The organism is Alteromonas sp. ABH4_457, from assembly GCF_056160625.1.
Map to the genome: position 1 here is coordinate 298,753 of NZ_JBSWXN010000004.1, position 22,091 is coordinate 320,843.

Here is a 22,091-nt window from a genome sequence, read left to right on the forward strand (position 1 = left end):
ACTATTATTTGGACGAAGAATAAGGCAGTATTCAATAAGAAAAGAGAAAATGAGTAAGTTTTCACAAAAATTTTATACGTGGTATTTTATCGAGGTGTAGCATGAGTGTCGCTCAGAGAGTCTGTCATTATAAAAGGGATATTTTTAAATTGTCAGCATTAGCTGTAATGATGCTGGCGGGGAGCGCGGCGCAAGCTGACAGTGATATTTTTGGAAATGAAAAGGCAAAGTATAAATTACCCACTGGCAGCAGGATGATTAATCTGCCTTACCTTGATACTCCATATCGCCTGCGGTTTGTAACGAGCTGCTCTACCACTCCGACAGATTGTCAGGTCTCGACAACTTCTTTATTTACCGCTTGGGTGGATATTGGTGCTCCGTATGACTGGACTGACTGGTCGCCTCTTCCAAAAGATCAAATTGCCACGTTTTACCAGTACCGCTATTACACACAGTTGCAGGAACGCTATGAGCAGCAGCGACAATGGAATTCCCAGACAGGTATGTTCACATATATAGGGTTTCCTATACGCCACGAGCAAGAAGTAACCCGAACTGAGTCCAGACCTGTTTACGTATCATGGTCGGGGTGGGCGAATACTGAGGATGCGCCAGTCTGCGGTGCTTGGCTGCCAGAGGCTTCCACAAGAACTTATGGTGAGAGCTTTACCCAGACGCAGACCTGTAGTCAGGCCCAAGCTCAGGATCGGATCTACACTGCCGAGGGTGAGGTGATTGCCGTAGAGCCTGAGCTGCGATATGCCGCTTATAGCAATACTCAAGCCGCTGTTGGTGGTGCTGATTATATTGTTGAGACGCTGGCGGGTGAGTGGACGGAATGGGCCGATGTTGGCATACCCGCCTGTACCGACTGGGTTGTTTCATCTGAAAGCGAGTCTGCCAGAGAATGCTCAGTCGGGCAGGAGCGCCACTTAACCTACTACGATCACTGGTTTTCCGGCAATATTACTATTAACCGCACAGAGACTGAGGAAGGGGAGCGTAATTACGCCGAGCGGATCGCGAATACAGAGCTTTATCCTGAGGCGTGTGGAGAGTGGTCGGCGACGTCTACAATTATTTCTCAGGCAGAGTGGCTTCCTTTGCCGGAAACGCAGTTGAACCTGACGGGGTACTCTCAATCACAGGATGTCACCTATCAGGAGGGAAGAGAATGCGTCCAAACCGTATTTGATGCCGATGGCAACGAAAGTCAGTCTGTCAGGATAGAATATCGTGAAGGCGAACCCGTTGCTGAGCACAGGAATATAGAGGTTATTCCGGAGGGGGAGTCTGAGGCATCTTACTCATATTCTGAATGGAACGGCGACTTAATCATGCCTCTCGATGAGCATGAAGCTATGATACTTCAAACCCGCACATTTGATTCGGTTACATCTCAGGACTATGTGCATTGGTACGACTATCCGAATGATATGAGCGCAATATATACGGAGACCCGTTACGAAACGGCCAATGGAAATGCTGAGAGTCGTTATGTGTACGGAACAGCAGACTCATGGTCTGTTATATCGAGCACGCCGTCAAGCGGCTGGACGCCTGCGATTGCCGGACAGGAAGTTGCTTTTACGCAATCTCGCGAAAGCTACGAAGACTTGGAGAGGATGGTTGTGTGGCAGAATGCGGAAGGTCAGCAGGTGGATAGCTACCTGCAAAATGACGCACAAACAGCCACACAGACACGCACTATTAACGTGGGTATGTCAGATTGGGCGCTGACCGGAACAGGCGCAGGCACATGGACTCCTGCAATATCAGCGCAAGTGGAAGATTTTGAGCAAACTCGGACAACAGATGATACTAAAAGTCGTGAACTGACTTATTATCTGGATGATATGACAGTGCTGCTGACGACAACACAAGAGCAGGGCGGGTCGGCAACCGAATCCAGAAACATTGCGGTACAAAGTCACGAATACGATGATACCTGTGTTGGGACGTCAGCATGGTCGCCTGCCATATCGGAGCAGGAGTTAGATTTCTCGCAAACTCAGGATTGTGAATTTGAAAGGGAGATCCGGTGGAATTACTTTGAGAATGATGCGGAGACAGGCTCCCTGTTGTTGCAGCGATCTGAGTATGTGTCAGTTGAGAGTACAAATGTGCGGGATGTCGTGGTGTCAGTATCTGAGGGAGAGGAAGATGTTTATGTGGGCGAATGGGAACCCAGCTTTGCTGACGCCATTGAGATTGACACATGGAAGAACGGTCTTCCGCAGGTGTTTTCGCAAAAAACGCTTGAGATATACAGTTTGGATACTACGTACACTTATACAGAAGCGGACACAGGAGCAGAACTGGACTCGCGAGTAGAGACAGAGAGCATAATTACGCCGGTTTCGAGGGGAATTGAGGCATATCTTGTAAGTATGAACGAGGTCTCCCGAGTGTGTGGCAACTGGTCGCCGGAAGCATCAACCGTCTCCGAGGGTGAGGTGTTTACGCAAACAAGGGACTGCGATGTGGTCAACGAATATGGATTTCTGTTTACTGATCAGGAATCCGGTGAAGAATACGGCATGGAACTTGTTCAGGACAGTGGGCTGGCAGAAGAGACTCAGGAAGCAACGGGCACACTGGTAAGTCAAGGCACATGGGAAACTGTCAGTGGCGTGACCCATGCTATGCAGGATGACTTCAAAGACGGTATGCCAGCCTACGACCCGCATCAGGACTTTGACGAATATCTTGATGCATGGTTTGAGCCTTCACGCTACGTAAAATCCAACGATTTCTACGTAACAACCGGCGTGCTTGACCAGACAAGTAATGGCGTAAACCGAGATCCGCTGCCTAGCTACCAGAAGGAGGACTATGTACAGACGTCCACGAACTTTGAGCCTCTGGGTAACTACCGGTGGACGGCGGAGTATAATGCGGTACTGGATGAATACCGGAATGTTGAGGTTACCTTTGAGGAGTTCATACCTGTAGGGTATTCTTCTGACCGAGTTATTTATGTAAGAGAGCAGCCAGCGGAGGATTACGGCACACCAACCTGCGGTGACTATGCTCCGTCAGCAACAAACAGGATGGTAAACGTCAGAACCTGTTACCAGCCACAGCGTGTTGAATGGTCGCATTTTTACAGAGATGTAGCCCCGCCTGTTCTGGAGGGGGGTAGATGGACAGGCGGCCTGTACTACCATTGGTTTGAAGATATTGAGCCGAGGGAGTATCAGGAAGAGCAAAGTATCTTTGGTGGTGGTGTCACCAATCCGGGCGAGTCTGATTTTTAAAATATGGGCCTGCGCGGCCCATATTTAATTTGCGAAGGTAAGATGGCATGCTATGATGAGTGAATCCAATATATAAGGGGTATTATATTATGGAGTTCTATCAGGACAACAATAGTGGTGTTATCTCTGCTGATGACGAAATTGCTGAAGCAGGAAGAGTAACGGAAGCGTTCTTGAATTCAATCAATGTATCTTCACTGAATGACTTAGCGGTCTCCAAGGCTGGTGTAATAGAGCTTAAGACACATGATGGCAAGCCAATTATGCATCAAAGCATCTTGCTTGGCGTGGAAAAAGAAGGTATGTTTTACTGGGGCGAGGCTGTTTCCGACCTGCATGCTTATATGCGAAAAGAGAGTCAGGCATTTCGATTGTCTTTAGACTTTTTGGGGCTGGCGGAATTGCGACATTACATGATCAATTTCAACGAAGAGGAAGTGGACAGGCAGCGTCATGAAGAATTGCTGTACCCTGAATCTACCGAGCTTAAGCTTAAAGTAAAAAATGATGCCCTTCTGACACCATTTTCCTTGGAAGGTTTTGTATCGTTATTATTCAGGTTTTCAAATGCGAGCGGACTGATAAGTTTATTCAACCCTGAAGACGAGCGAAATTATTATTACCTTATTACCGACAGGCTCCACTGATCACTGAAGCCATGGTTGATTGTCATCAAAGATAATGTAAGCACGGCGCTCTTTGAGTAATACTTGAAGGCGTCCGCTTTCGGTATAGTTGTACCTTTCTTCACCCTTTTTTCTGTAGCAGGGGCTTCCCCAGAACTCTGTGATGATGCCTGCTTCTTCATTGCGTAATGCTATGGCTTCATCTTTTGATATCTTGCCTGCCAGGCGGAAGTTGTCGAACTGACCGGAATCAGCAGAAGTCTTTATTGAGACATATTCATTCAGACTGTCCTCAAAAACATGTACCTTTTTGTAGTTACGGTTTAGCAGAAATTCATACATAACAGAGCAGGGGATAGAGTAAGGTATGGGAAGCTCTATCGTATATCAAAAAAGCCAAGCCTGCACAGCTTGGCTTTTAATGCGGAATGATCTTTAAGTCAGATTTTCTGTGTATTCAGCCAAGGCGCTCCGTATTACATCTTTCAGTATGATGTGGGAGCCGAATTGAAAGTCTTTGTATGACTCAATAGCTGTCACCATGCCGTTGTTGAGCGTGGAGTTATACCGTGTATTCCCCGCTGGTGCGGTATCAATTTGCTTGATGTTGCCGAGGAGAATTAGTTTTGAGCCTTCTCCCATGCGAGATGCAACGGTACGCACCAGAGCTGGTGTAGCATTCTGAACTTCATCAAAAATCAGCACTTTGCGGGCGACAGTTCGTCCTCTTACATAGTTCAGTGAAGTAACTTTTAAGCCGGACATCCTGACAATCTCCTCAATACTTGATTGCGGATTTTCGTCATCTTTTGTGATCGCCTCCAGAGAGTCCCAGAGTGCTCCCATCCAAGGGGAGAGCTTTTCGTCCTCAGTGCCCGGAAGGAATCCGATAGGTTCGGCAGCATCAACGGTATTGCGGGTGAATATAATACCATCGTATTCTCTCCTCTCCATGGTTGCTTCGCATGCACAAACCAGCGAAAGGAGGGTTTTGCCACTGCCAGCAGCGCCGCCGATGCTAACCAAAGTGATATCAGGGTCAAGCAGGCCGTGCATGGCGAGCGCCTGAAGGTCGTCTTTGGGCTTAATACCCATTGCTGTCTGGCCCATGAGTTTGCTTTCACTAAGCGCCTCAATCTGAACACTTTCCTTGGTGACACTTCTTACGCAGTAATACTCGTTTTCTACATCATCATGCCTGTCGATGATATACATGTTTGGAAAGAGGCGGCTGGCAAACAGAGGATGTTTTTTCAGTTCTTCGGTTTCGAAGGATAGAAATACCCGCGATTTAAACGTTTCTTGGCAGCAAGAAGTGAAGCTGTCGGAGAATCGAATCTCACTTTCCCAGTTAACAAAACCGGTGTCGAGCATGGAGGCGTCTGTGAGTGCAAAGTCGGTCTGGTAATCTTCTACAAATTTAACACCAACGCCTCGTGCGATAACCCGTGCGGCGAAGTCTTTGGTAACAAAGACCACTTGGTCATAACAGGTTTTGTTGTTTTGGTAGTGCAAGGCAGTGGCGATAATCTTATTATCGGCGGTACTGCCAAGGTTGATAAACTCAGGGTGTTCGACAAGATGGCTTTCTGTTGGAAGGAGGAGGCGGCCTAATGTATCGCCCGTCTCACTGTAAATCTGACTACCGTTAGCCGGATTGCAGTCTTCATGTTGGGTGATTTTCTCAAGGTTACGGATGGCGATACGAGCTTCAATGCTCCGTTTCTTGTTGTTGTCCAGTTCCATGATGGCTGTGAGGGGGATAATGACATCGTGCTCTTCAAAGGAAAACATGGATTGCGGGTCGTGCATCAGGATGTTGGTATCCAGTACAAAAGCTTTCTTCATAAATACACCTTATCGTGTTATGACGTTCAAATGCGTCGATATTAATTATACAGACTATTATATCCTGTTAAAGAAGTATTTTTTTAAAGTCAGGGCAAATTAAAAACGCCGTCTGGTGACGGCGCTGGGAATGCAGTATCTGAGTGTTATGGTGCCAAAGGAACGCGGTTTTTGGTTTTCAGGTGGAATATTGAAATTAATGCTATCAGCAGCAGGCCGAAGAAGAATGCACCAAAAAGCACAGGCAAGGCGCAGCCTAATGCAGCCAGCACTCCCCCGCGTTGGGCATGGTACAGTGAAATGTCCGGAAATAATTGAAGCAACATCCATTCATCCGGCTTGCTTAAAAGAACCTGAGTGAGATGAGCGACAACGAGAAGTGTGAAAATAATGTACAGGATAAAAAATAACATATATACCTCTTAATTTTCCCATAGGGTGGGTTGGTTTTATAACACCAGAATGCTTTTTTGGCAATTTTTTCATGCCTTATGGCAAAGTGTAAAAGCGCATGAAAGACTTCCTTTTTTAAATCCCGACGATATAATGCTGCCTTATATAATGTGTATTTTAATCCTGACAGGGATATAACAATAAGGTAGATTATGAGCTTCCAAGATAGCCAAGCGCTAATGGCACTGAAGACACAGTTTGACGCTGAAAAACCCGTTATCGAGGGTTATTTACGTACCACAAGCCGAGGGTTTGGTTTTTTAAATCATGCTGATGGTGATGATATATTTATACCTAAGCCTTTATTAAAAGGAATGCTGCCTGACAGCAAGATCACGGCACTGGTGGATGAAAACGATAAGGGGCAGGTAGTTCAGGAGATTAAGAAAGCAGAGGGTGGTCGGGATACATTCCACTGTCGCGTATCACTTGTGAAAAAAGGCGGGAGTGAGTTTACTAATGCCATTCCGCTGGATCGTGATTTTGACGCCCTTATCAGACTTGGCCGTAGTGGGGATATAAACCTGAATGACGGCGATATTGTCTATGTACAGGTAAAGCAGGAGCTTGATGCCCGCATCCCCCATCTGAAAGGTACTGTAATTGATGTTATCGGTCATGAGTCACAGCCGGAGACTATGCGGGAGTTTGCCAAATCAAAGTTCAGTCTCAACGCCCCTCTTACCGGTATTGAAGTTAAAAGCATTCCTGATGTCAGCAATTACACTGACTGGACAGATAAAGCCTTTGTTACTATTGATGCATGGTCTTCGAAAGATCTTGATGACGCACTGTATGTCTCTGAAGATGACGATAACTGGTATCTTCATATTGCTATTGCCGATCCTACGTTGATATTCAAATGCCAGCCGGAGCTTCGCTATCTGTTTATCAGTCGTGGTGTGACTCATTACCTCAACGGCGAGGTGATTCATCTCATGATGCCAAGTTATTCTGAGCATTGCTTTTCATTACTGCCTATGGCGCGACCTGCTATTGGTGGGATTATCCCTGTCAGCAAGCAGACAGGCGCTCTGGGTGATATCGTGTTTTCCCGTGTTATGATACGCTCACGGGCAAAACTCTCTTATGAGCAGGTTCAGAGTCATCTTGAGCATGCGCCTGTGGCTGAAATTGACAGCAATGCGGGGGTGTGTGAATCACTTAATTTGCTGGATGATATGAGTGCTAAAAGGGGAGCTTATCGCCATGAGCATCATCTACCCAGCGTGAATTCGCCGGACTTTAATTTTGTCATGGAAAATAATGAGCCTGTCGGCGTGCGTCAGGTTACCAGAAAGCGATCTCACTCAATGGTAGAAGAGGCCGCAATTGCAGCAAATATCGCACTGGCAAGGTGGGGAGAAGCCAATGATGTGCCTCTCGTTTACAGTACTCATGCCGGTTTCGACGAGACTAAACGCGAGAAAATTATTGAATATGTTACTGCCAGAGGGTTGCTGGTGTCGGATGACTGGTCAATGAGTGAGTTGTTTACACGCAGTCATCGCTTCTTTGCTGAAAAAATTGCGTCACTGACGGATACAAGCTCAGCGTATGAAATTGCGTTGGCAAACTATCATTTTACTGAGCTACGGGCCTTTTACGAGGGCGGTAAACTGTCGCTGAAGCCAAAAGCACATGCGCCGATGGGGTTGTCCAGTTATGCAACATGGACATCCCCAATCCGTAAGGCACAAGATATGTTTAATCATCTTATGATTAAGCAGCATATCGACAACGGGCAGCATCAATTTCCTGAAGATCTTGGCCAGATGGACGATATCCTCGATATTATTCAGGAGCGGGTTTCTTCCTCCCGAAAAGGCGAGCGTCTGCTTAACAAGCTGCTTGGTGTCCGTTACCTTACTGATATCACTACCTGTGAAGCGGTTATTGCCGGTATCACAAAACGTGCATTGCGCCTGATTATTGAAGGGACAGATATCGGATTTTCGATTCCGCTTCGAACACTTTCGAAAGACGCAGAGGTGGATACTGTTAATCAAAAGGTGCGGGTGGGCAGCTCGGAGGAGTATCTTATTGGCCAGCGTGTCTGGGTTAATATCACGGATTTGGATGTATATACTCAGACGATATCTGCTTCAATAGTTGAATCAAAGATACTTGCCGACGAATAATGATGGTTTAAAGGTATAGGTTTCGGATTGAAAAAGTCGGGATCTATACCTCAATTAGCCAAATGTCTAATTTTCAAAAACTCCCGCATTCTTATAATAGGTGAAGTAATTTAATTGCCCACAACAGCAATATCGCCCTATAAGGATAATCTATGTTTTTCAAGTCTAAGTCTTTGCAAGCGCAGGTGTCTGCGTTATCGCTTAATAATGTCTCTCTTTCTGCTCATCAGGACGCAATGCACCGTGCAGTGGGCGTTGCTGAATTTGATGTGAATGGCCGGTTTCTTTCTGCTTCAGACTCTTTTCTTTCAATGTTGAATTATTCAGACTTTGATGATCTTCAGGCGCATGGAGGTGAACATGGTGTTATCTGCGACAGTCAGTATGTCCGGTCACCCGAATACAATGATTTCTGGCGCAATTTAAAAGCACGGGGTAGCTTTACCGGTTACGTTAAGCGGGTGGGTAAAAATGGCGAAGCGAAGCATTTGCATGTCAGTTATGCGGAGGTAAGAAAGGATGGTGTTGTAGCCGGATTTGTGAAGATTGCCATCGATATGACGGTAACGAAAACCCAGCAGGATAAAGACAAGGCTGTACTTGAAGCATTGGACAGATCTATGGCGCGGGTTGAGTTTGATCTGGAAGGTAATGTGCTCAGTGCGAATGACAACTTCAAGTCCGTCATGGGGTATGATGACAGCGCTTTGAAGAACCTGAATCACAAAGACCTGTGTCCGCTTGATATCTCTCAGAGTGAAGCTTACCGTGCCCTGTGGGCTGGGCTTCGCGCTGGTCAGTTTTACTCTGATCGTGTTAAGCGTATTACACGGGGGAGTCAGGTTGTCTGGCTTCAGGCTTCATACAACCCCATTATTAACGATGATGGTGTGGTGACGGGTGTAATAAAGATTGCAACCGACATTACTCGCGAGGTGAAGTTGCAGGAGGAAGAGTCCAAACGGGTAAGTTTTGCTTACGAGGAAAGTAGCCGCACCCGTGGAGAATGCGAGAAGGGGCTTGAGAATACTGAGGAAACCATAACGGAACTGGAAGCGATGACATCAAGTCTGGATGCTGCTGAAAGCAATTCAAACGAACTGCATGAGTTTTCCGAGAAGATAACCGCCATTGTGCAAGCTATCAATGGTATTGCTGAACAAACTAATCTGCTGGCCCTTAATGCAGCAATTGAGGCAGCAAGAGCAGGGGATCACGGGAGGGGGTTTGCTGTCGTTGCTGATGAAGTACGTAAACTGTCTCAGCGCACGTCTGAGTCCACCAGCGAGATACGCGACATGGTTGAGCGTGTTCAGACACTTTCCAGTGGTGCGAAAGAGGCAATAAACGATGTGGTTTCTCATATAGAAAGAACATCCACACTTGCTGCTGATACGAGAGCTTTAATTGAGACCGTGGTATGCTCGGCCAATTCAGTTGTTGATGCTGTCGAGGATATTAATCAGATGAAACAGCAGTTCAAGCAGGCCTCATAAATATACGAGGTATTAAAAGCTTCACTTTTGCAGAAAAACCCTGATAAGATGGTTGTGTATCGGTATTTTATCAGGGTTTTGTTATGTCAGTATCTAAGTATCATATTTCTGTTGTCCGGAAGATTTGTGAGGTCTTTCGTGCCGTGCATCCGGAATGCACGCTGCTGACAGTGAATTTCTTTCTGGAGGTGTGGGAGGCAGGAGCGCAGGGTATCACTATTTCAGCGCTCCAGAGAAGGGTGGGAGTGACACAAAGTACCGCAAGCAGGAACTGCCTGTTGCTAACTGCTTACCAGAATGCTCAGGGTGTTGATAGGGGAATGAATCTCTGTGAATTCGTGGAGAATCCGGAGGATGGCCGTTCTCGATTCATTAAGCTGAATGGTAACGGAAGAGAGATGGCTGAGCAGGTATCTAAGATCCTGAGTGCAAGAAAGCCCCGCGCTGTGAAGCGTTAAGCATTCTCCTGATCAGGTGGACTTGATGATGCATCGGGATAACACAGTCTGGCAGTTGCCCCGAAATGTATCCAGTTTTTTGATAGTGCCCTTAACGTTGTAAGCCGTGTAAGTATCGACAGTCTTAACTGAGCCGCTGTTAAACCACACTGCTTCGCGGTTTTCTGCGTCGCGGAATGTGAGTATTTGGGTTGTCCCAAATTCGTTGTGAGAGCTAAACTTCTCCGATATCAGTGATAGTTCCATCTCCAGTCTGTCACCTTTGAGGCCAATGTAGGATGTTGACGCAGGAAGCTGTTCACTATTCTCCCTAACCTCTTCTAAGACAAATTTCCCCACCGCAGCAGTGAGCATACTTACACTGTATCCTGCTCTTGAGATGTATTTGTCATATTTAATATAGTCATTTCTGAGAATGCGGGCGATACCTGTATCAAAATCACTGAGCGTATCTTTAGTATCGAAAAACGCCTTAAATCTTTTCATCAGATCTTCACCGTTCTTGACGGCTTCAGGGCTGGTTACAAGTTGGCGACATTGAGGCAGGTGGAGTGACTGGGCTGTATAACGCGCCTCCGGAAGTCCGTCCTCTTCATTGAAGATCATCATTACCTTTTCAGCAGTAGCACACTCGCCGGTGGAGTAAGCCTGAGATTTACTGATAAACCGGCCCTTTGAGAGTAATTCGCTAATGACCGTAAATACGTCCTTTACCGCGATAGCACATGAATCAGGCTTTTCAAGGCTGGCCTGATAGGCTGTATCACCACCTGCATAGGCCAGCTTATCCATAAGAAGTTCGAATGCTTCGAGGTATTTCAGAGACTTTTGACGTGTGAAGTCATTGATACAGGTGCTGCCCACCTGCACCCATTCGCCCATATCGCGATGTTCCAATACATAAGTGGTCTTACGCTTTCTGTTTGCTTCGCAGTGATCGCAATGGCTTTTGCGACCAAAAACATTAAACGCCTCAATCTGAGCTTTCGCTACCTCGCCAAATACACGCACTTGATTAGGCGTATCCTCCAGACCATTCGCATGGTTTATTCTGGCGACCAGCTTCCAATCCTCAAGTACTGGCGCTTCACCTTCAACAGTTAATTCGTGAAGAGTCAGGATTTTAAGCGGCGATACCTGCACATAACGGACACTACCGGTAAACTGGATTTCAGGAGGTGTAACTTCAAGGATAGCCGCCCGTTTCATAAGGGTGGAAATAACTTTTTTTACTTCCTTGATGTTAGCATGGGGAATGTGCAGGGTTTTCACGGCAATAATCCTTCTCAGTTGATTTGCTTATAGTAACACATTTTTGCTTTGAAGTCAATTAAATTGACTTTGCGCGGCGTCTGGGTTAAGCTTGGCTCATAACAACAATGAGGGTTTGACTGTGAAGATTCTTGAGATGATGAGACAACATAATTATGACTATTCGGATCTTCATCCTTATGTGTTTTCTCCTCTGGATGCACCGATTTCTGAAGTAAATTTTGATGATGCTGGGGTGCCTGCAAGTCCTTTTGAGGCATTTAGTGTTGAGGTTGACGGAAAATATATTACTTACGACCCCTCTCCCATGGGGGTGAATGTTGTCTGCTATTTCTGTCGGGAACTGAGTTACGATAAATTTGAATTCGTGGCCTTGCAGGAGATGATGGGTAAGCCCTATATACTTCGTGTTAGCGAGAATGAATTAACAGTATACCGAGGTAATGAACTGGTGTCTTACCAAGGGCGTGATGCACAGATGTATGACTTTTTACGCACTTTGACCTACCAGTATATGCGGCGCTTGCAATCATCCCATCTGGGTACATTTAATGCAGCAGGGAAGGCGAAGTTTAAAACCAGTAGTGGCCAGAAGGCGTTCTTTAAACCGAACGATGTGATCTACGTCAGGGATCGTGCCTACTCTGAGGCTCAGGTGGCAAAGCAGGGCAGGACTATTCACTGGAAAAATACGTGGGAAGTGTCATCTCACTGGCGAAAGATCTCACCTGATTCACTTGGTGTGGGCCGTGATGGTGTCAGGGATGTGAGAGGCGCGACCTTTATTCAGACTTACTCAAAAGGCATGGGTGAGCTGAAGGTAAAAACGAGAAAGGTTGTTGTTAAGTAGACGCAGTTCTTTTTTTGTGTTATTATTGGCTCATGAATTTATAAGGTGAATTTTATTTATGAGCAAACCCTCTTTTTATATTGTTGACGGCAACAGTTTTATTTACCGTGCATATCACGGACTACCACCATTAACGAATCGCGATGGTCATCCAACTGGTGCTATTTCTGGTGTGTTGAGTATGTTGTCGAACATCTTCCGCCGCTTCTCACCGGATAAGCTGGTGGTCTGCTTCGATCATAAAGGAAAAAATTTTCGTCATGAAATTTCACCAGACTACAAGAGCAATCGCCCACCTACGCCACCAGATTTGGCTCAGCAGTTTCAGCCGCTGAAAGATATCCTGACTGCTTGGGGTCTGCCTATTGTCTGCGAAGCAGGTGTTGAGGCGGATGATACAATGGGAACGCTTGCAATCAAGGCTGTCGAAGCCGGATATGAAGCTGTTGTGTGTACTTCTGATAAAGACATGGCGCAACTGCTGGCCAACGACTCGATTCGCATCCTGAATACAAAAGAGACAGATAAGGGCACGCCTTTTGGCAGAGAAGGGGTGGTTGAAAGATACAAAGTCCAGCCGGAACAGATTGTTGACTGGTTATCACTGAAAGGCGATGCCGCTGATGGCATTCAGGGTGTTTACAAAGTTGGTGACGATACAGCGGCCAAATGGCTGGCGCAGTATGGTTCACTTGCTGCTCTGATTGATGATGCAGATAACATCAAAGGTAAACGGGGTGAGTATCTGCGAGATGCATTATCCTTCCTGCCAATGAATCAGCAGCTGATTACCTTAAAGACCGATGTCGACTTTGAGTTTGATTGCATCAATATCACAGCATGCCGCGATGAGGCGGCATTATTTGCACTTGCCTCTGAATACGGCCTTGAGGCCTTTAAACGGGCAAATGGGGTGGTGAACCCCAATGCGGATTCTATTCAGACAGAAGTTGTTTTTTGTGAAACTCCCTCTTCTGTCACCATCCTTGCAAAGAAGTTGTCTCAGATATCGGCGCAGACCTTAATAGTCTCGGAAGTGCCGGAATATCCCGAGTATATTGCTGTCAGTATCAATAACACAGAGAAAAGCTGGGTTGTTGCACTGTCTGACATTGCAAAGGTACTGCGTAATCGTTATGAAGCGCATAACTTCCCCAAATTGATTGGTGCTAAGTTAAAAGGGGTAGTGACCAAGATGATTGGTACTCAGGCGCTGCCACAATATCCAGTACTTCGCTGTGACGACCTTTCTGTGTTGTACAACAGCGTCATTGGCGGCTCCAGTAAGGGGGCGACTATTGAGGCCATGAATGCGGAGTTTGGTAATTATGAGCTGAGTCCGTTGCGGGCAGAGTTTAAATTGTCAGACAAGAAAGCAAAGTGGAATAAGCTCTCGTTAATGCAAATTCATCAGGTGGTGGCGGAAGAGAAGTCGCTGGCACTGAGTGTGATTAATCGCCTGACGCCAGAGAATCGTGAAACATTAAAGGGACATGGCGGATACAATCAGCAGCTGGCTCTTATGGTAGTTCTGGCGACCATGCAATCAATCGGTATGCGGGTTAATACTTCGCTTCTGTCACGGTTCAATGAAGAGCTGAATGACAGGATTGATGCCAGCGAGAAAACGATGCTGGCCAAGTTGCCCGCTGATAGCGGAATTAATGGTCTAAACGTCAACAGCGCGGCGCAAGTCGCTCACCTGCTTTATGATGTAATGGGTATTGAGCCTAAGAGCAAAAAGCGCAGCACTGCTGAAAAAGAGCTGATGGCTTTGGCGGAAGAACATTCCATTGTTGCGGATATCCTTAATCACCGTAAATTGCTGAAGCTGCAATCCACCAGCGTGGTGGGTTTGCTGAATGCTACGGGTGAGGATGGGGTTTGTCGCGCAACACTGAATCAGGGAGCGGCGGGAACAGGTCGTCTTAGTGTTGAAGATCCGAATCTTCAGGCCGTCCCTGTCAGGTCGGAGGAAGGGCGGCGTGTAAGGGCGGCATTTGAGCCGCCTGAAGGCTACAGTGTCGTTACTGCTGATTACTCGCAGATTGAGCTGCGCATTCTGGCTCATCTGACAGGCAGCAAGATGATGATCGATGCTTATAAGCAGGATATGGATCTGCATGCCGTTACCGCTTCAGAAGTATTTGGCGTATCTCAGAACGAAGTAACTGAGGATATGCGTCGAAGCGCTAAGGCAATTAATTTCGGTCTGATCTACGGCATCAGCGCAAAAGGGCTGGCAAGAGATTTAGGGGTTAGTAAGAAAGTGGCAGAAGGTTATCTGGCTCAGTTCTTTGAGGGTAACCCTGAAATTAAGCCGTATCAGGATGGCGTTATCCGCTTTGCGAAAGAGCATCGTCATGTGCAGACCGCCACAGGCAGGCTGATCCCTACGCCGAATGTTGTTTCTTCCAATCCGATGCAGCGTATGGGAGCAGAGCGTGCTGCTATTAACGCCCCTATGCAAGGTACGGCAGCGGATATCGTTAATGAAGCGATGGTACGTCTTGCTGCGCCGGAAGCCGGAATTCTGGGTGATAATGCGCAAATGGTTATGCAGGTACACGACGAACTGGTTTTTTATGTAAAAACGGAGCAGGTGGATGTTATCGCATCAAAAATCAAAGCGGTGATGGAGTCGGCGGTATCTCTGCGTGTTCCTCTTAAGGTTTCAGTAGCGCATGGTTGCAACTGGGCAGAGGCAAAATAGCGATAAAGGTGATGTATGTTGTTTTACTATCAGAATGAAGATCAGAACCTGCGTTATGCAGAGCTAGGTACTCGGCGGTGGATTCACTTAAATAAGCACGTATTTACCCGTATTTTCTGGGTATATGGTCTCGTCTGGCTGGCAGTGGCAACTACGTACTATTTTGCGCCTAATGATTTCATCTCAGTAGCCTATGCAGCTCTGACGTTACCGGTAGGGGTCTCGGCAGTTATGATGTGGGTTGCGGCCATACGCACGCCTGACACGCAGTATTATGTGTTTCACAAAACATTTTTTATGCTGGTGGGGTTTCCTTTCAGGAGGCTAATCGTGCGAGACCTTTCGTGGCCGGAAAGTCGGTATTCTGTGTAAATATGTAAAGGTCTCAGATTAAGAGGCCTTTTTAATGTCAGCAAAATTGTGATAAAATATACGAGGTATTAATTGATAAGTGTATTTTATTATGAAAAAAGTAAGATCGGTTTCCGACTATACAAATCAAGAGCCGCAACTGGCAACGTGTGAGGCTGTACCATCCGTGACAGGTGGATTACTTCCTGATATTCATCAGGCAGATTATGCCACTAAGTTGCAGTTTACTCTTGAGTCGTGCGCTCTGCTGGCTGATGAGTCCGGATTGGACAGAATTGCTCTTGCTATCAACCCTGACTATGAACAGAAGGTGAAAATCGGAGCAGGGACGTTTGAGGGGAATCTCAGTCCGAATAGTATTTTTTCCATGGCGGGGTCTTTTGCGGAACAGAACTGGGCGGACAATAAAGCGGTCGATGCTTACTGTATGGCAGTGGGATTAGCATTCGAGCAGGATGCGGTGCCGTACATGAAGGCTGAGCCTAACACTCCGGAGAATGCAAAGCTAAGCTTTGGTCTTCAAATTGAGTTTGATGAGGTGCTGGATGCAGAGGCATTGGTGATTATTCAGGGTGTGTTTGCTGAGCATGCTAAAGGTGTAGAGTTTACCAAGGTGGATGAGTATGCCATCAGAGCGGTGAACTTTCGTGATGAGGATGGCCTGCCGTTTGCGATGACTGATTCAGATTTTACGTCCAGTCTGTTAAAGGCCGTAGAGCAGCTTCCTTTTGAAAATGCTGAAATTCAACGTGTCAGGGTGTCGGGTAACTATATCTGCAATGACTGGGAGCAGCACCCTAATGGTGAAGGGTACGTTACATCTCTTGTAGAGAGTGGTTATGGTCATATTGCTGCTTTGGCTCTTGAGATCAGAAAAGAGTACATGGGTGTCATAAAGCAGTTTGCACAGAAATTTGAAATGAAAGACGCAACGCCAGAGCGAAGCAAAAGAGACACGGAATTCGCTATAGGATAGCAAAGAATACAAAGGCCGGTTTAACCGGCCTTTTTAGATTAATTTGAATAATTGCTCGCTGAGACTGGTGTTCTCAACATGTGTCATCAGTTCGTAGGGAGTCGTCTGATATGCAACAAGTATCGCTTTTGCATATTCGGTGCGATCAAACTCTGTGTCCGTTAGTAAAGTCATTATATCAGTCAAGCTTAGACTTGATTGTGTTTTGAGGCAGAGCAAATAAAGGAGAAGCTCTAACTCATACATTCTGTCAGTAGGTCGTCCCAGTAAGAAATTAATCTGACTTCTGTCGTTGTCATGAAATACCTTTGTGATGTCTTTTACGGGTGTTGCTTTGAGCGGAAAGGCCGCATCCGAAATGGTTGCCGCTAAAACTTCCAGATCTTTAAGATACAGAAATTCCCTGTTACTGGTCTCTTTCCCTGTTGCGACAGCCTGCAATAGCGAATCAAGGGAGAAGACATCTTCCCCGAGGAACGTTTTCAGGGACTCGGGATATTTGTCTACAAGTTGTGCGGTGAGTTCTGAAACTCTAACCCCCGTCTTTCGGGTTAGTCTTCCTATTGTACTAACGGCCCGCTTGCTCTCATTGGGGTCGTCAAGTGTATGCTTTTCCAGAATAGTCTCAAAGGATGAGGTATGACCTGCAACCGCCGCAGCAACAAGGTGAGACACAATAGCTGTGTCATTATTGGATAATGTGTTTGTGTTTATTATTCCTTCAATCTGCTTCGGGAGATCTTCAATATCTTCCTGCGTTACCTCGGACAGATTTTTCTTGAGTGCGCTTAACCATAGGTCGCTGGCTACAGGTAGTTTTTTTAACTCTTCTAATGACATAAATTGTTGTTGATAAATTTTTTCTCATTAGAACATAAAGAAGGCTATTTGTCAATAGAGGATTGGTTTGCCTTTAATGGTGAAAATGGTAGAATTTAGATGGTCTATTATGAGGAGTATTCTATGGCTAAGTTAAAAGACAAGGGGTGGTATCAGCCTGCTCCGGACGAAAAAGTATTTGTTGGTAATCAATCCTCCGAATTGAGTGCAAAAGGAATCGATGCTGCCCCAAAAAAGGCAGTTAAGAATGGCGATAAGCGGGGGCGTCAGTCATGAGTATAAAATTCGTGGTGCCCTCATATGCAAGCGGAGAGAGTCGCTTGGCGGGATTTGAAGCGAGAAGAAAACTGGAGGCCTCGTTAGAGCGAGATGTTGTGGGCTATCAATCCGAATTTTTGGCTAAGTACCCGACGTTCTCTGTCTATGATTCGATGATGGCAGAGAATCCCTCAAGACTGGTGTACGAGGGGAGAGATGCAAATAAATTGATGCGTATCGTTGATGCAGTGATTGCATTAAGTGCAACAGGGGCGAGAAACGTTATTCTTCAGGGTAATTCAAAGGATGAAGTGCTTGAATCCATCGCACTGCACCAGTTTAAAAGAGATCATGGTCTGTCAGTCGAATTGCACATGCAAAACACAGAGTATGGGTATATTGAAATCGCGCCTGCTGGTGCGGTAAAGCTCTTTGAATCACGAAAGTTGGCGTTCTCCGTTAATTATTCCCCTGAGATGGCTGAAGATGCTGAAGGTAGAAAGGTTGAAGTTGAAATCGTTCACTTGCGACTCATGCCTAAGGCAGCAAGATCAGCTCCTCAGCTTAATGCGCTGCTGAAAGAGACAGCCTTTGTAAAGTCGGACGCAGTGGGGTTAGTATGCTCAACAGGATATACTACGCGGGATCTTGAGGACAAGGGGTTGCTGATGAAAACCGGTATCTTGCCTGTATCGGTAATTACCGAGTGCAAAGGTACACAGCCCGTTGTTAAGCCGCAGGGGCCGGATCAAGATCTCAGCCTGCGTTAATCAGGAATGTATAGCTAAATGGTGAATTCACGATGTTTTGCCAGCCTATTCTGGACTGGCAAAACATCCTGAGTAATTAAATACCGTAGAAGGCACTTTCTTAAGATTTTTATCTTTTTCTCAGGCTGTCGAAACTAGGCGTCATGCTCTGATATTCAGTAATCGTTCTTATAGGTCTTTCCATTTTTTTATCTACTTCTGCGGCCAGTTCAGACCACACTATTTTATAATTGTCCGGTGTAGCATTTCTCGATAAAGGCTTTCCTTTTTTTGGAGACGCCATCAATCGGATAGTATCATCAGGGTCATTGCTATTGGTTGATACTGAATAAATGTACGGATATCCACAGGGGAGGGCTTGGTAATCCTCTTTTTTTAATTTATCAAAGAGTGATTTTCGTGCAGCTGGTCTTCCCTCGTTACTTGTTTTAACTCCTCGTGCTGAGAGTATATCCTTTGTCTTTTCCTCTCTTCCTGTATTTCTATGCAAATATAGTTCGCGATATTCCAAACTGCGCTTTCTTTCTTCTTCAGCTTGCTCGGGACTGGGTTTTATTGTTATGTTCTTTTTAAGATAAGAAAGATACTCAGAGAAAGATTTTTCCGGATTACCAAAGTAGCCGTCGACAAGGATGCACGCTTTGTAGAATGCGGTTTCCATGGATTCACCACAATATGGTTTGTTATAGTAAATTCTTCCGATGGAGCTGGTTGCTGCGGTAATTGGGTTGTAGACTTTGGCTTCAAAATAAGGGTGGCGTTTTGTGCTTCCGTCGTCCTTAAGTACGGTGGGGGAGTGGTTTACGTAATGATAACCTGTTGGTGAGTTCTCAAAGGACTCGCCTTTGGCAAATTTATCGAGCCGTTTAACACCTAACAAGTGCCAAGTGTCGGGGTAGCATTTTCGTAAAAATTTATTATAAATTTTTTTGGCTAGATTAAGGTTTTCTTTTCCGTGCTTGTCTGTTGGAACATAAACAGGTTTCTTCTGTTTGAAATCCATATCTGCTTTGTGCTTCAAAAAGACTTTTAGTTGGTAAGGCACATATTTGTTGTTGGAACCTACCAGCTCGATCCCCTCTTGTATGGATGATATCGTTTCAAACGTTTCCGTCATATATTGGTCTCCTGCATTGTTGTTGGCCCATCATATACGGATCAATATTATTTTCAATGTATCTCCCTGTCACTAATCCTCGGTATTGAAGTTATCAAGTGTTAATAATTACTTCATTGAAAAGGGAAAAAGATTTTTGCTGGAATTAAAAGGTGGTATAATTGGCATGAATCGGTATTTTATTAGGTATTTTATTATGAGTAATGCATTGGTTGAAGATCGTGAAAAGAAGTTTGAAACGTTCAAGGCTATGGAGACGAAATTAAGTAAGGTTGTTCGCGGATTTGTAGAGCGTGCATCAAACTTTGATGCGTATGATGATTATGCTGCACATGCCAACAGTCAGGGTACGATGGCAATTGAAGCTGCGCATATGCGACAGGCTACGGATATGTATAATGCCGTGAAGAACTATGAGAGTAAGTTCAGTGAGCCGCCTAAAATTGATATGCACAGCCCTCATGATTGGTCAGTGCAGCTGCGCAACCAGACGATGATGCAGGAGGCAGGAGTGAGTTTGGATTTGTATATGGAGGGTGAGCAGGGGCAGTTAACTATCACCAACGGAGTTAATAACTCAGTCACAATTGTGGATATTGAATTTGTGTCCGATCCTGACACTGGATTAGGTCATTTACAATTGGGACTTGAAGATCGCCGAGCTATGCCACATCTGGAGCGCTTTTTACGCAATCAGATGTTGTCTGATCCAGCCCAGACACTTGATAGCTCGTATAAAGATTATGAAGCGGTGGACGCTGATTGGATGCTGGCCAGCATGGATAAGAACCGTGTTGCAGAGAGTGTTCTCAGCGAAATCAGCACTTCAACCGGGCCTGTTCCTGTGAGCCTTTCCAAGCTTCCCAAACCGGAAATTGAAAACGACCACGTTTTAGGTCGATAAAAGATAAAAGGCTCCTATACGAAGGAGCCTTTTTTAAGAAGCGATAGCTTGGAGGATTATTCCTCTGATCCTTGTGCTTCTACATCGCACGATGTCATCATAAGGTGAGACTAAGAATCGGGCGGCCATAAACGTTCCGATAGTTTCGTCATTCTCAAAATTCATTATCAAATCGAGTGGTGATTCTGCGGTTTCCCAATAAGCCAGATCACCTATTAATTTGAGCATTGCTTCATCGCTTCCCACTTTTGCGCATGCCAGATGCCAACACCGCTTCAGGCAGTCAGGTGTATTATCAGTGCTCATTGATGCATGCTGCCGCAAAAGACTGATCTGCTCGGGGCAATATCCACTGTCAGCGCTGCCGCAGATGTGTTGTAGTCTATTGGTAATATTGCTTCTCCATAGTGACTCCTTGTTGTGCATGAGCATACTTATAAGTACATGCTTAACAAACCTTGAAAAGGGGGTGTTTGTTTCAATCAGTCCGGTGACATCACTTGTGCCGCTTGCGCTAAGGCGTAGCCACATTAGCCCGAACTCGCGGAAGGACAGGATGTGATTACTCTCAATTGACAAATCGTAGTAGCCGATAGGGAGGGTTTTGAAGGCAGGCAGCGTGGTTTGTACCAAAGGCTCAACCGATACGGCCTTTTCTCCGGTAAAGGCAATGTTAAGCGCCTGATTGAGTTCAATAAGCGGTGCAATATCGCGAAGAACATGACTGGGGTTAAAGGCAAACTTGGTATTTACATAACCCTTAAAAATACTCTTGAGTACGTCAACAAGCGGTGTCCCGCTTTGAATTGCTTTCAGAGCAGTACATCGAATAGCTTGCTCCATTATATATACCGCCTATTAAATAAAACAGGCGATAGAGTACCATTTTCTATGGGTTTTGCAACAATGAAAAAAGCCGCTTAAAGCGGCTTTTTTGCTATCTGAAATCACAATATTCTGGCATTGGCCATTCGGACTGTTTGGCTAGGGGTTTAATGTGTGCGGGGAGTGGTAAAGTAATTCCTGCTCTTTTCTCGATCTCACTCACGCTGACACGATAACCGTCAAGATTGTCATCAAAAGCAGAATCTGTATTAGGAATAATCCAGCTGATCACGTTCGCTCCGTCGTAAAGCACCTTCCAGAGGTAGTCAGGGGTTTTTACGCCATGAGAGCGGACAAAGTAATCATTGCTGGCGTCTGTTCCAATGATAATGCCCATGTGGACGGTAAAGTCCTTATTGTCTCGTGTACACTCGGTCAGGCTTTCAGTTGCGTACCACGCTCCGCCTTTCCGGTTAACCGTGCTGGTCATAGGGACAATATTGGTCATGTAATTAGATTGATAAATAGACTCTTCGTTGTTATCGAGCTGGTTTGCAGCCACGAGATGGCCTCGGTCAAAGCTGATTTTTCTGTTGGTCTGATGGTTAATCTTGTAAGGCATTTTGTAACTGTCGGCAGAGGTTTGCTGGCAGCTTTTAGGTACGTCTTTGTCAAGGCTAAAGCTGTCACGCCGAGGGAAGTTGCCCATGTCCTTGCCAATATGATGACCTGCATAAATAGGCAATTTTTCCTGACAGTCAAGTACGACATCAAAGCCGTTATAATGGATGGGGAAATTTTCCGCGCCAGCATGTGCAGACAGGGATAGAAAGGCTGCTATTAAAGCGGTTTTGAACAGATTCTGCATATAAAAATACCTACTTATAGATTAAGTGGGTATTTTATCCA

At 45.7% G+C, this 22,091-nt stretch carries 20 protein-coding genes; 12 read left to right on the top strand and 8 right to left on the bottom strand.

Translation table 11 applies throughout. From position 1 onward, the window contains the following. Positions 1-149: 149 nt before the first annotated feature. On the top strand, positions 150-3,263 hold the full coding sequence (locus ACXAGR_RS11355) for a hypothetical protein (RefSeq protein WP_474850278.1): 3,114 nt from the start codon (positions 150-152) through the stop codon (positions 3,261-3,263). Between the two features lie 89 nt (positions 3,264-3,352). After that, positions 3,353-3,910 carry a hypothetical protein gene (locus tag ACXAGR_RS11360; RefSeq protein WP_474850280.1) on the top strand — a complete coding sequence of 186 codons (558 nt, stop codon included), beginning with the start codon at positions 3,353-3,355 and terminating at the stop codon, positions 3,908-3,910. On the opposite strand, the gene ACXAGR_RS11365 is transcribed toward ACXAGR_RS11360, so the two are convergent. The 3 genes from ACXAGR_RS11365 to ACXAGR_RS11375 all read right to left on the bottom strand — a co-directional run bounded on the left by ACXAGR_RS11365 (position 3,911) and on the right by ACXAGR_RS11375 (position 6,150). After that, a complete protein-coding gene (locus ACXAGR_RS11365; RefSeq protein ID WP_474850282.1) occupies positions 3,911-4,231 on the bottom strand; it encodes a hypothetical protein in 321 nt (106 codons plus the stop codon). 93 nt (positions 4,232-4,324) lie between these two features. Continuing rightward, positions 4,325-5,737, bottom strand: a complete 1,413-nt coding sequence (locus tag ACXAGR_RS11370) for a PhoH family protein (protein ID WP_474850284.1) — start codon at positions 5,735-5,737, stop codon at positions 4,325-4,327. Positions 5,738-5,883: 146 nt separating this feature from the next. After that, positions 5,884-6,150 (bottom strand): hypothetical protein, encoded by a 267-nt coding sequence (locus tag ACXAGR_RS11375; RefSeq protein ID WP_474850286.1) that lies wholly within the window; start codon positions 6,148-6,150, stop codon positions 5,884-5,886. A gap of 192 nt (positions 6,151-6,342) precedes the next feature. Here ACXAGR_RS11375 and ACXAGR_RS11380 point away from each other — a divergent pair, with 192 nt between their 5' ends. From ACXAGR_RS11380 to ACXAGR_RS11390, 3 genes are all read left to right on the top strand, one after another. Beyond that, positions 6,343-8,331 (top strand): RNB domain-containing ribonuclease, encoded by a 1,989-nt coding sequence (locus ACXAGR_RS11380; protein ID WP_474850288.1) that lies wholly within the window; start codon positions 6,343-6,345, stop codon positions 8,329-8,331. Positions 8,332-8,483: 152 nt separating this feature from the next. Beyond that, entirely contained in the window at positions 8,484-9,827 is a 1,344-nt protein-coding gene (locus ACXAGR_RS11385) for a methyl-accepting chemotaxis protein (protein WP_474850290.1), read from the top strand. Positions 9,828-9,910: 83 nt separating this feature from the next. Next, the gene (locus tag ACXAGR_RS11390; protein WP_474850292.1) at positions 9,911-10,285 is read left to right on the top strand and encodes a hypothetical protein; all 375 of its coding nucleotides are present in this window, start codon (positions 9,911-9,913) and stop codon (positions 10,283-10,285) included. A gap of 12 nt (positions 10,286-10,297) precedes the next feature. On the opposite strand, the gene ACXAGR_RS11395 is transcribed toward ACXAGR_RS11390, so the two are convergent. Further along, entirely contained in the window at positions 10,298-11,557 is a 1,260-nt protein-coding gene (locus tag ACXAGR_RS11395; RefSeq protein ID WP_474850294.1) for a hypothetical protein, read from the bottom strand. A gap of 136 nt (positions 11,558-11,693) precedes the next feature. On the opposite strand from ACXAGR_RS11395, the gene ACXAGR_RS11400 reads away from it, so the two are divergent. The 4 genes from ACXAGR_RS11400 (at position 11,694) to ACXAGR_RS11415 (ending at position 16,468) form a co-directional block, all read left to right on the top strand. Next, positions 11,694-12,407, top strand: coding sequence for a hypothetical protein (locus ACXAGR_RS11400; protein ID WP_474850296.1), 714 nt, complete (start codon positions 11,694-11,696; stop codon positions 12,405-12,407). Between the two features lie 58 nt (positions 12,408-12,465). Then, positions 12,466-15,120: a DNA polymerase I gene (gene polA, locus ACXAGR_RS11405; RefSeq protein ID WP_474850298.1), complete on the top strand. Its 2,655-nt coding sequence runs from the start codon at positions 12,466-12,468 to the stop codon at positions 15,118-15,120. Between the two features lie 15 nt (positions 15,121-15,135). Then, the gene (locus ACXAGR_RS11410; RefSeq protein ID WP_474850300.1) at positions 15,136-15,492 is read left to right on the top strand and encodes a hypothetical protein; all 357 of its coding nucleotides are present in this window, start codon (positions 15,136-15,138) and stop codon (positions 15,490-15,492) included. 91 nt (positions 15,493-15,583) lie between these two features. Further along, complete coding sequence (locus ACXAGR_RS11415; RefSeq protein ID WP_474850302.1) at positions 15,584-16,468, top strand: hypothetical protein; 885 nt, start codon at positions 15,584-15,586, stop codon at positions 16,466-16,468. A gap of 33 nt (positions 16,469-16,501) precedes the next feature. Here the strand turns inward: ACXAGR_RS11415 and ACXAGR_RS11420 are convergent, their stop codons facing one another. Further along, positions 16,502-17,308 (bottom strand): hypothetical protein, encoded by an 807-nt coding sequence (locus ACXAGR_RS11420; protein WP_474850304.1) that lies wholly within the window; start codon positions 17,306-17,308, stop codon positions 16,502-16,504. 123 nt (positions 17,309-17,431) lie between these two features. Between ACXAGR_RS11420 and ACXAGR_RS11425 the strand changes: the two genes are divergently transcribed. Together ACXAGR_RS11425 and ACXAGR_RS11430 are read left to right on the top strand one after the other, a co-directional pair. Continuing rightward, positions 17,432-17,584 carry a hypothetical protein gene (locus ACXAGR_RS11425; RefSeq protein WP_474850306.1) on the top strand — a complete coding sequence of 51 codons (153 nt, stop codon included), beginning with the start codon at positions 17,432-17,434 and terminating at the stop codon, positions 17,582-17,584. Continuing rightward, positions 17,581-18,336, top strand: coding sequence for a hypothetical protein (locus ACXAGR_RS11430; RefSeq protein ID WP_474850308.1), 756 nt, complete (start codon positions 17,581-17,583; stop codon positions 18,334-18,336). The genes ACXAGR_RS11425 and ACXAGR_RS11430 overlap by 4 nt, the downstream gene beginning before the upstream one ends. A 109-nt stretch (positions 18,337-18,445) precedes the next feature. Here the strand turns inward: ACXAGR_RS11430 and ACXAGR_RS11435 are convergent, their stop codons facing one another. Further along, positions 18,446-19,453, bottom strand: coding sequence for a hypothetical protein (locus ACXAGR_RS11435; RefSeq protein WP_474850310.1), 1,008 nt, complete (start codon positions 19,451-19,453; stop codon positions 18,446-18,448). 196 nt (positions 19,454-19,649) lie between these two features. On the opposite strand from ACXAGR_RS11435, the gene ACXAGR_RS11440 reads away from it, so the two are divergent. Beyond that, a complete protein-coding gene (locus tag ACXAGR_RS11440; protein WP_474850312.1) occupies positions 19,650-20,357 on the top strand; it encodes a hypothetical protein in 708 nt (235 codons plus the stop codon). 33 nt (positions 20,358-20,390) lie between these two features. On the opposite strand, the gene ACXAGR_RS11445 is transcribed toward ACXAGR_RS11440, so the two are convergent. Together ACXAGR_RS11445 and ACXAGR_RS11450 are read right to left on the bottom strand one after the other, a co-directional pair. Further along, positions 20,391-21,200 carry a hypothetical protein gene (locus ACXAGR_RS11445; protein WP_474850314.1) on the bottom strand — a complete coding sequence of 270 codons (810 nt, stop codon included), beginning with the start codon at positions 21,198-21,200 and terminating at the stop codon, positions 20,391-20,393. Positions 21,201-21,294: 94 nt separating this feature from the next. Then, positions 21,295-22,050 (bottom strand): DNA/RNA non-specific endonuclease, encoded by a 756-nt coding sequence (locus tag ACXAGR_RS11450; protein WP_474850316.1) that lies wholly within the window; start codon positions 22,048-22,050, stop codon positions 21,295-21,297. Positions 22,051-22,091: the final 41 nt, after the last annotated feature.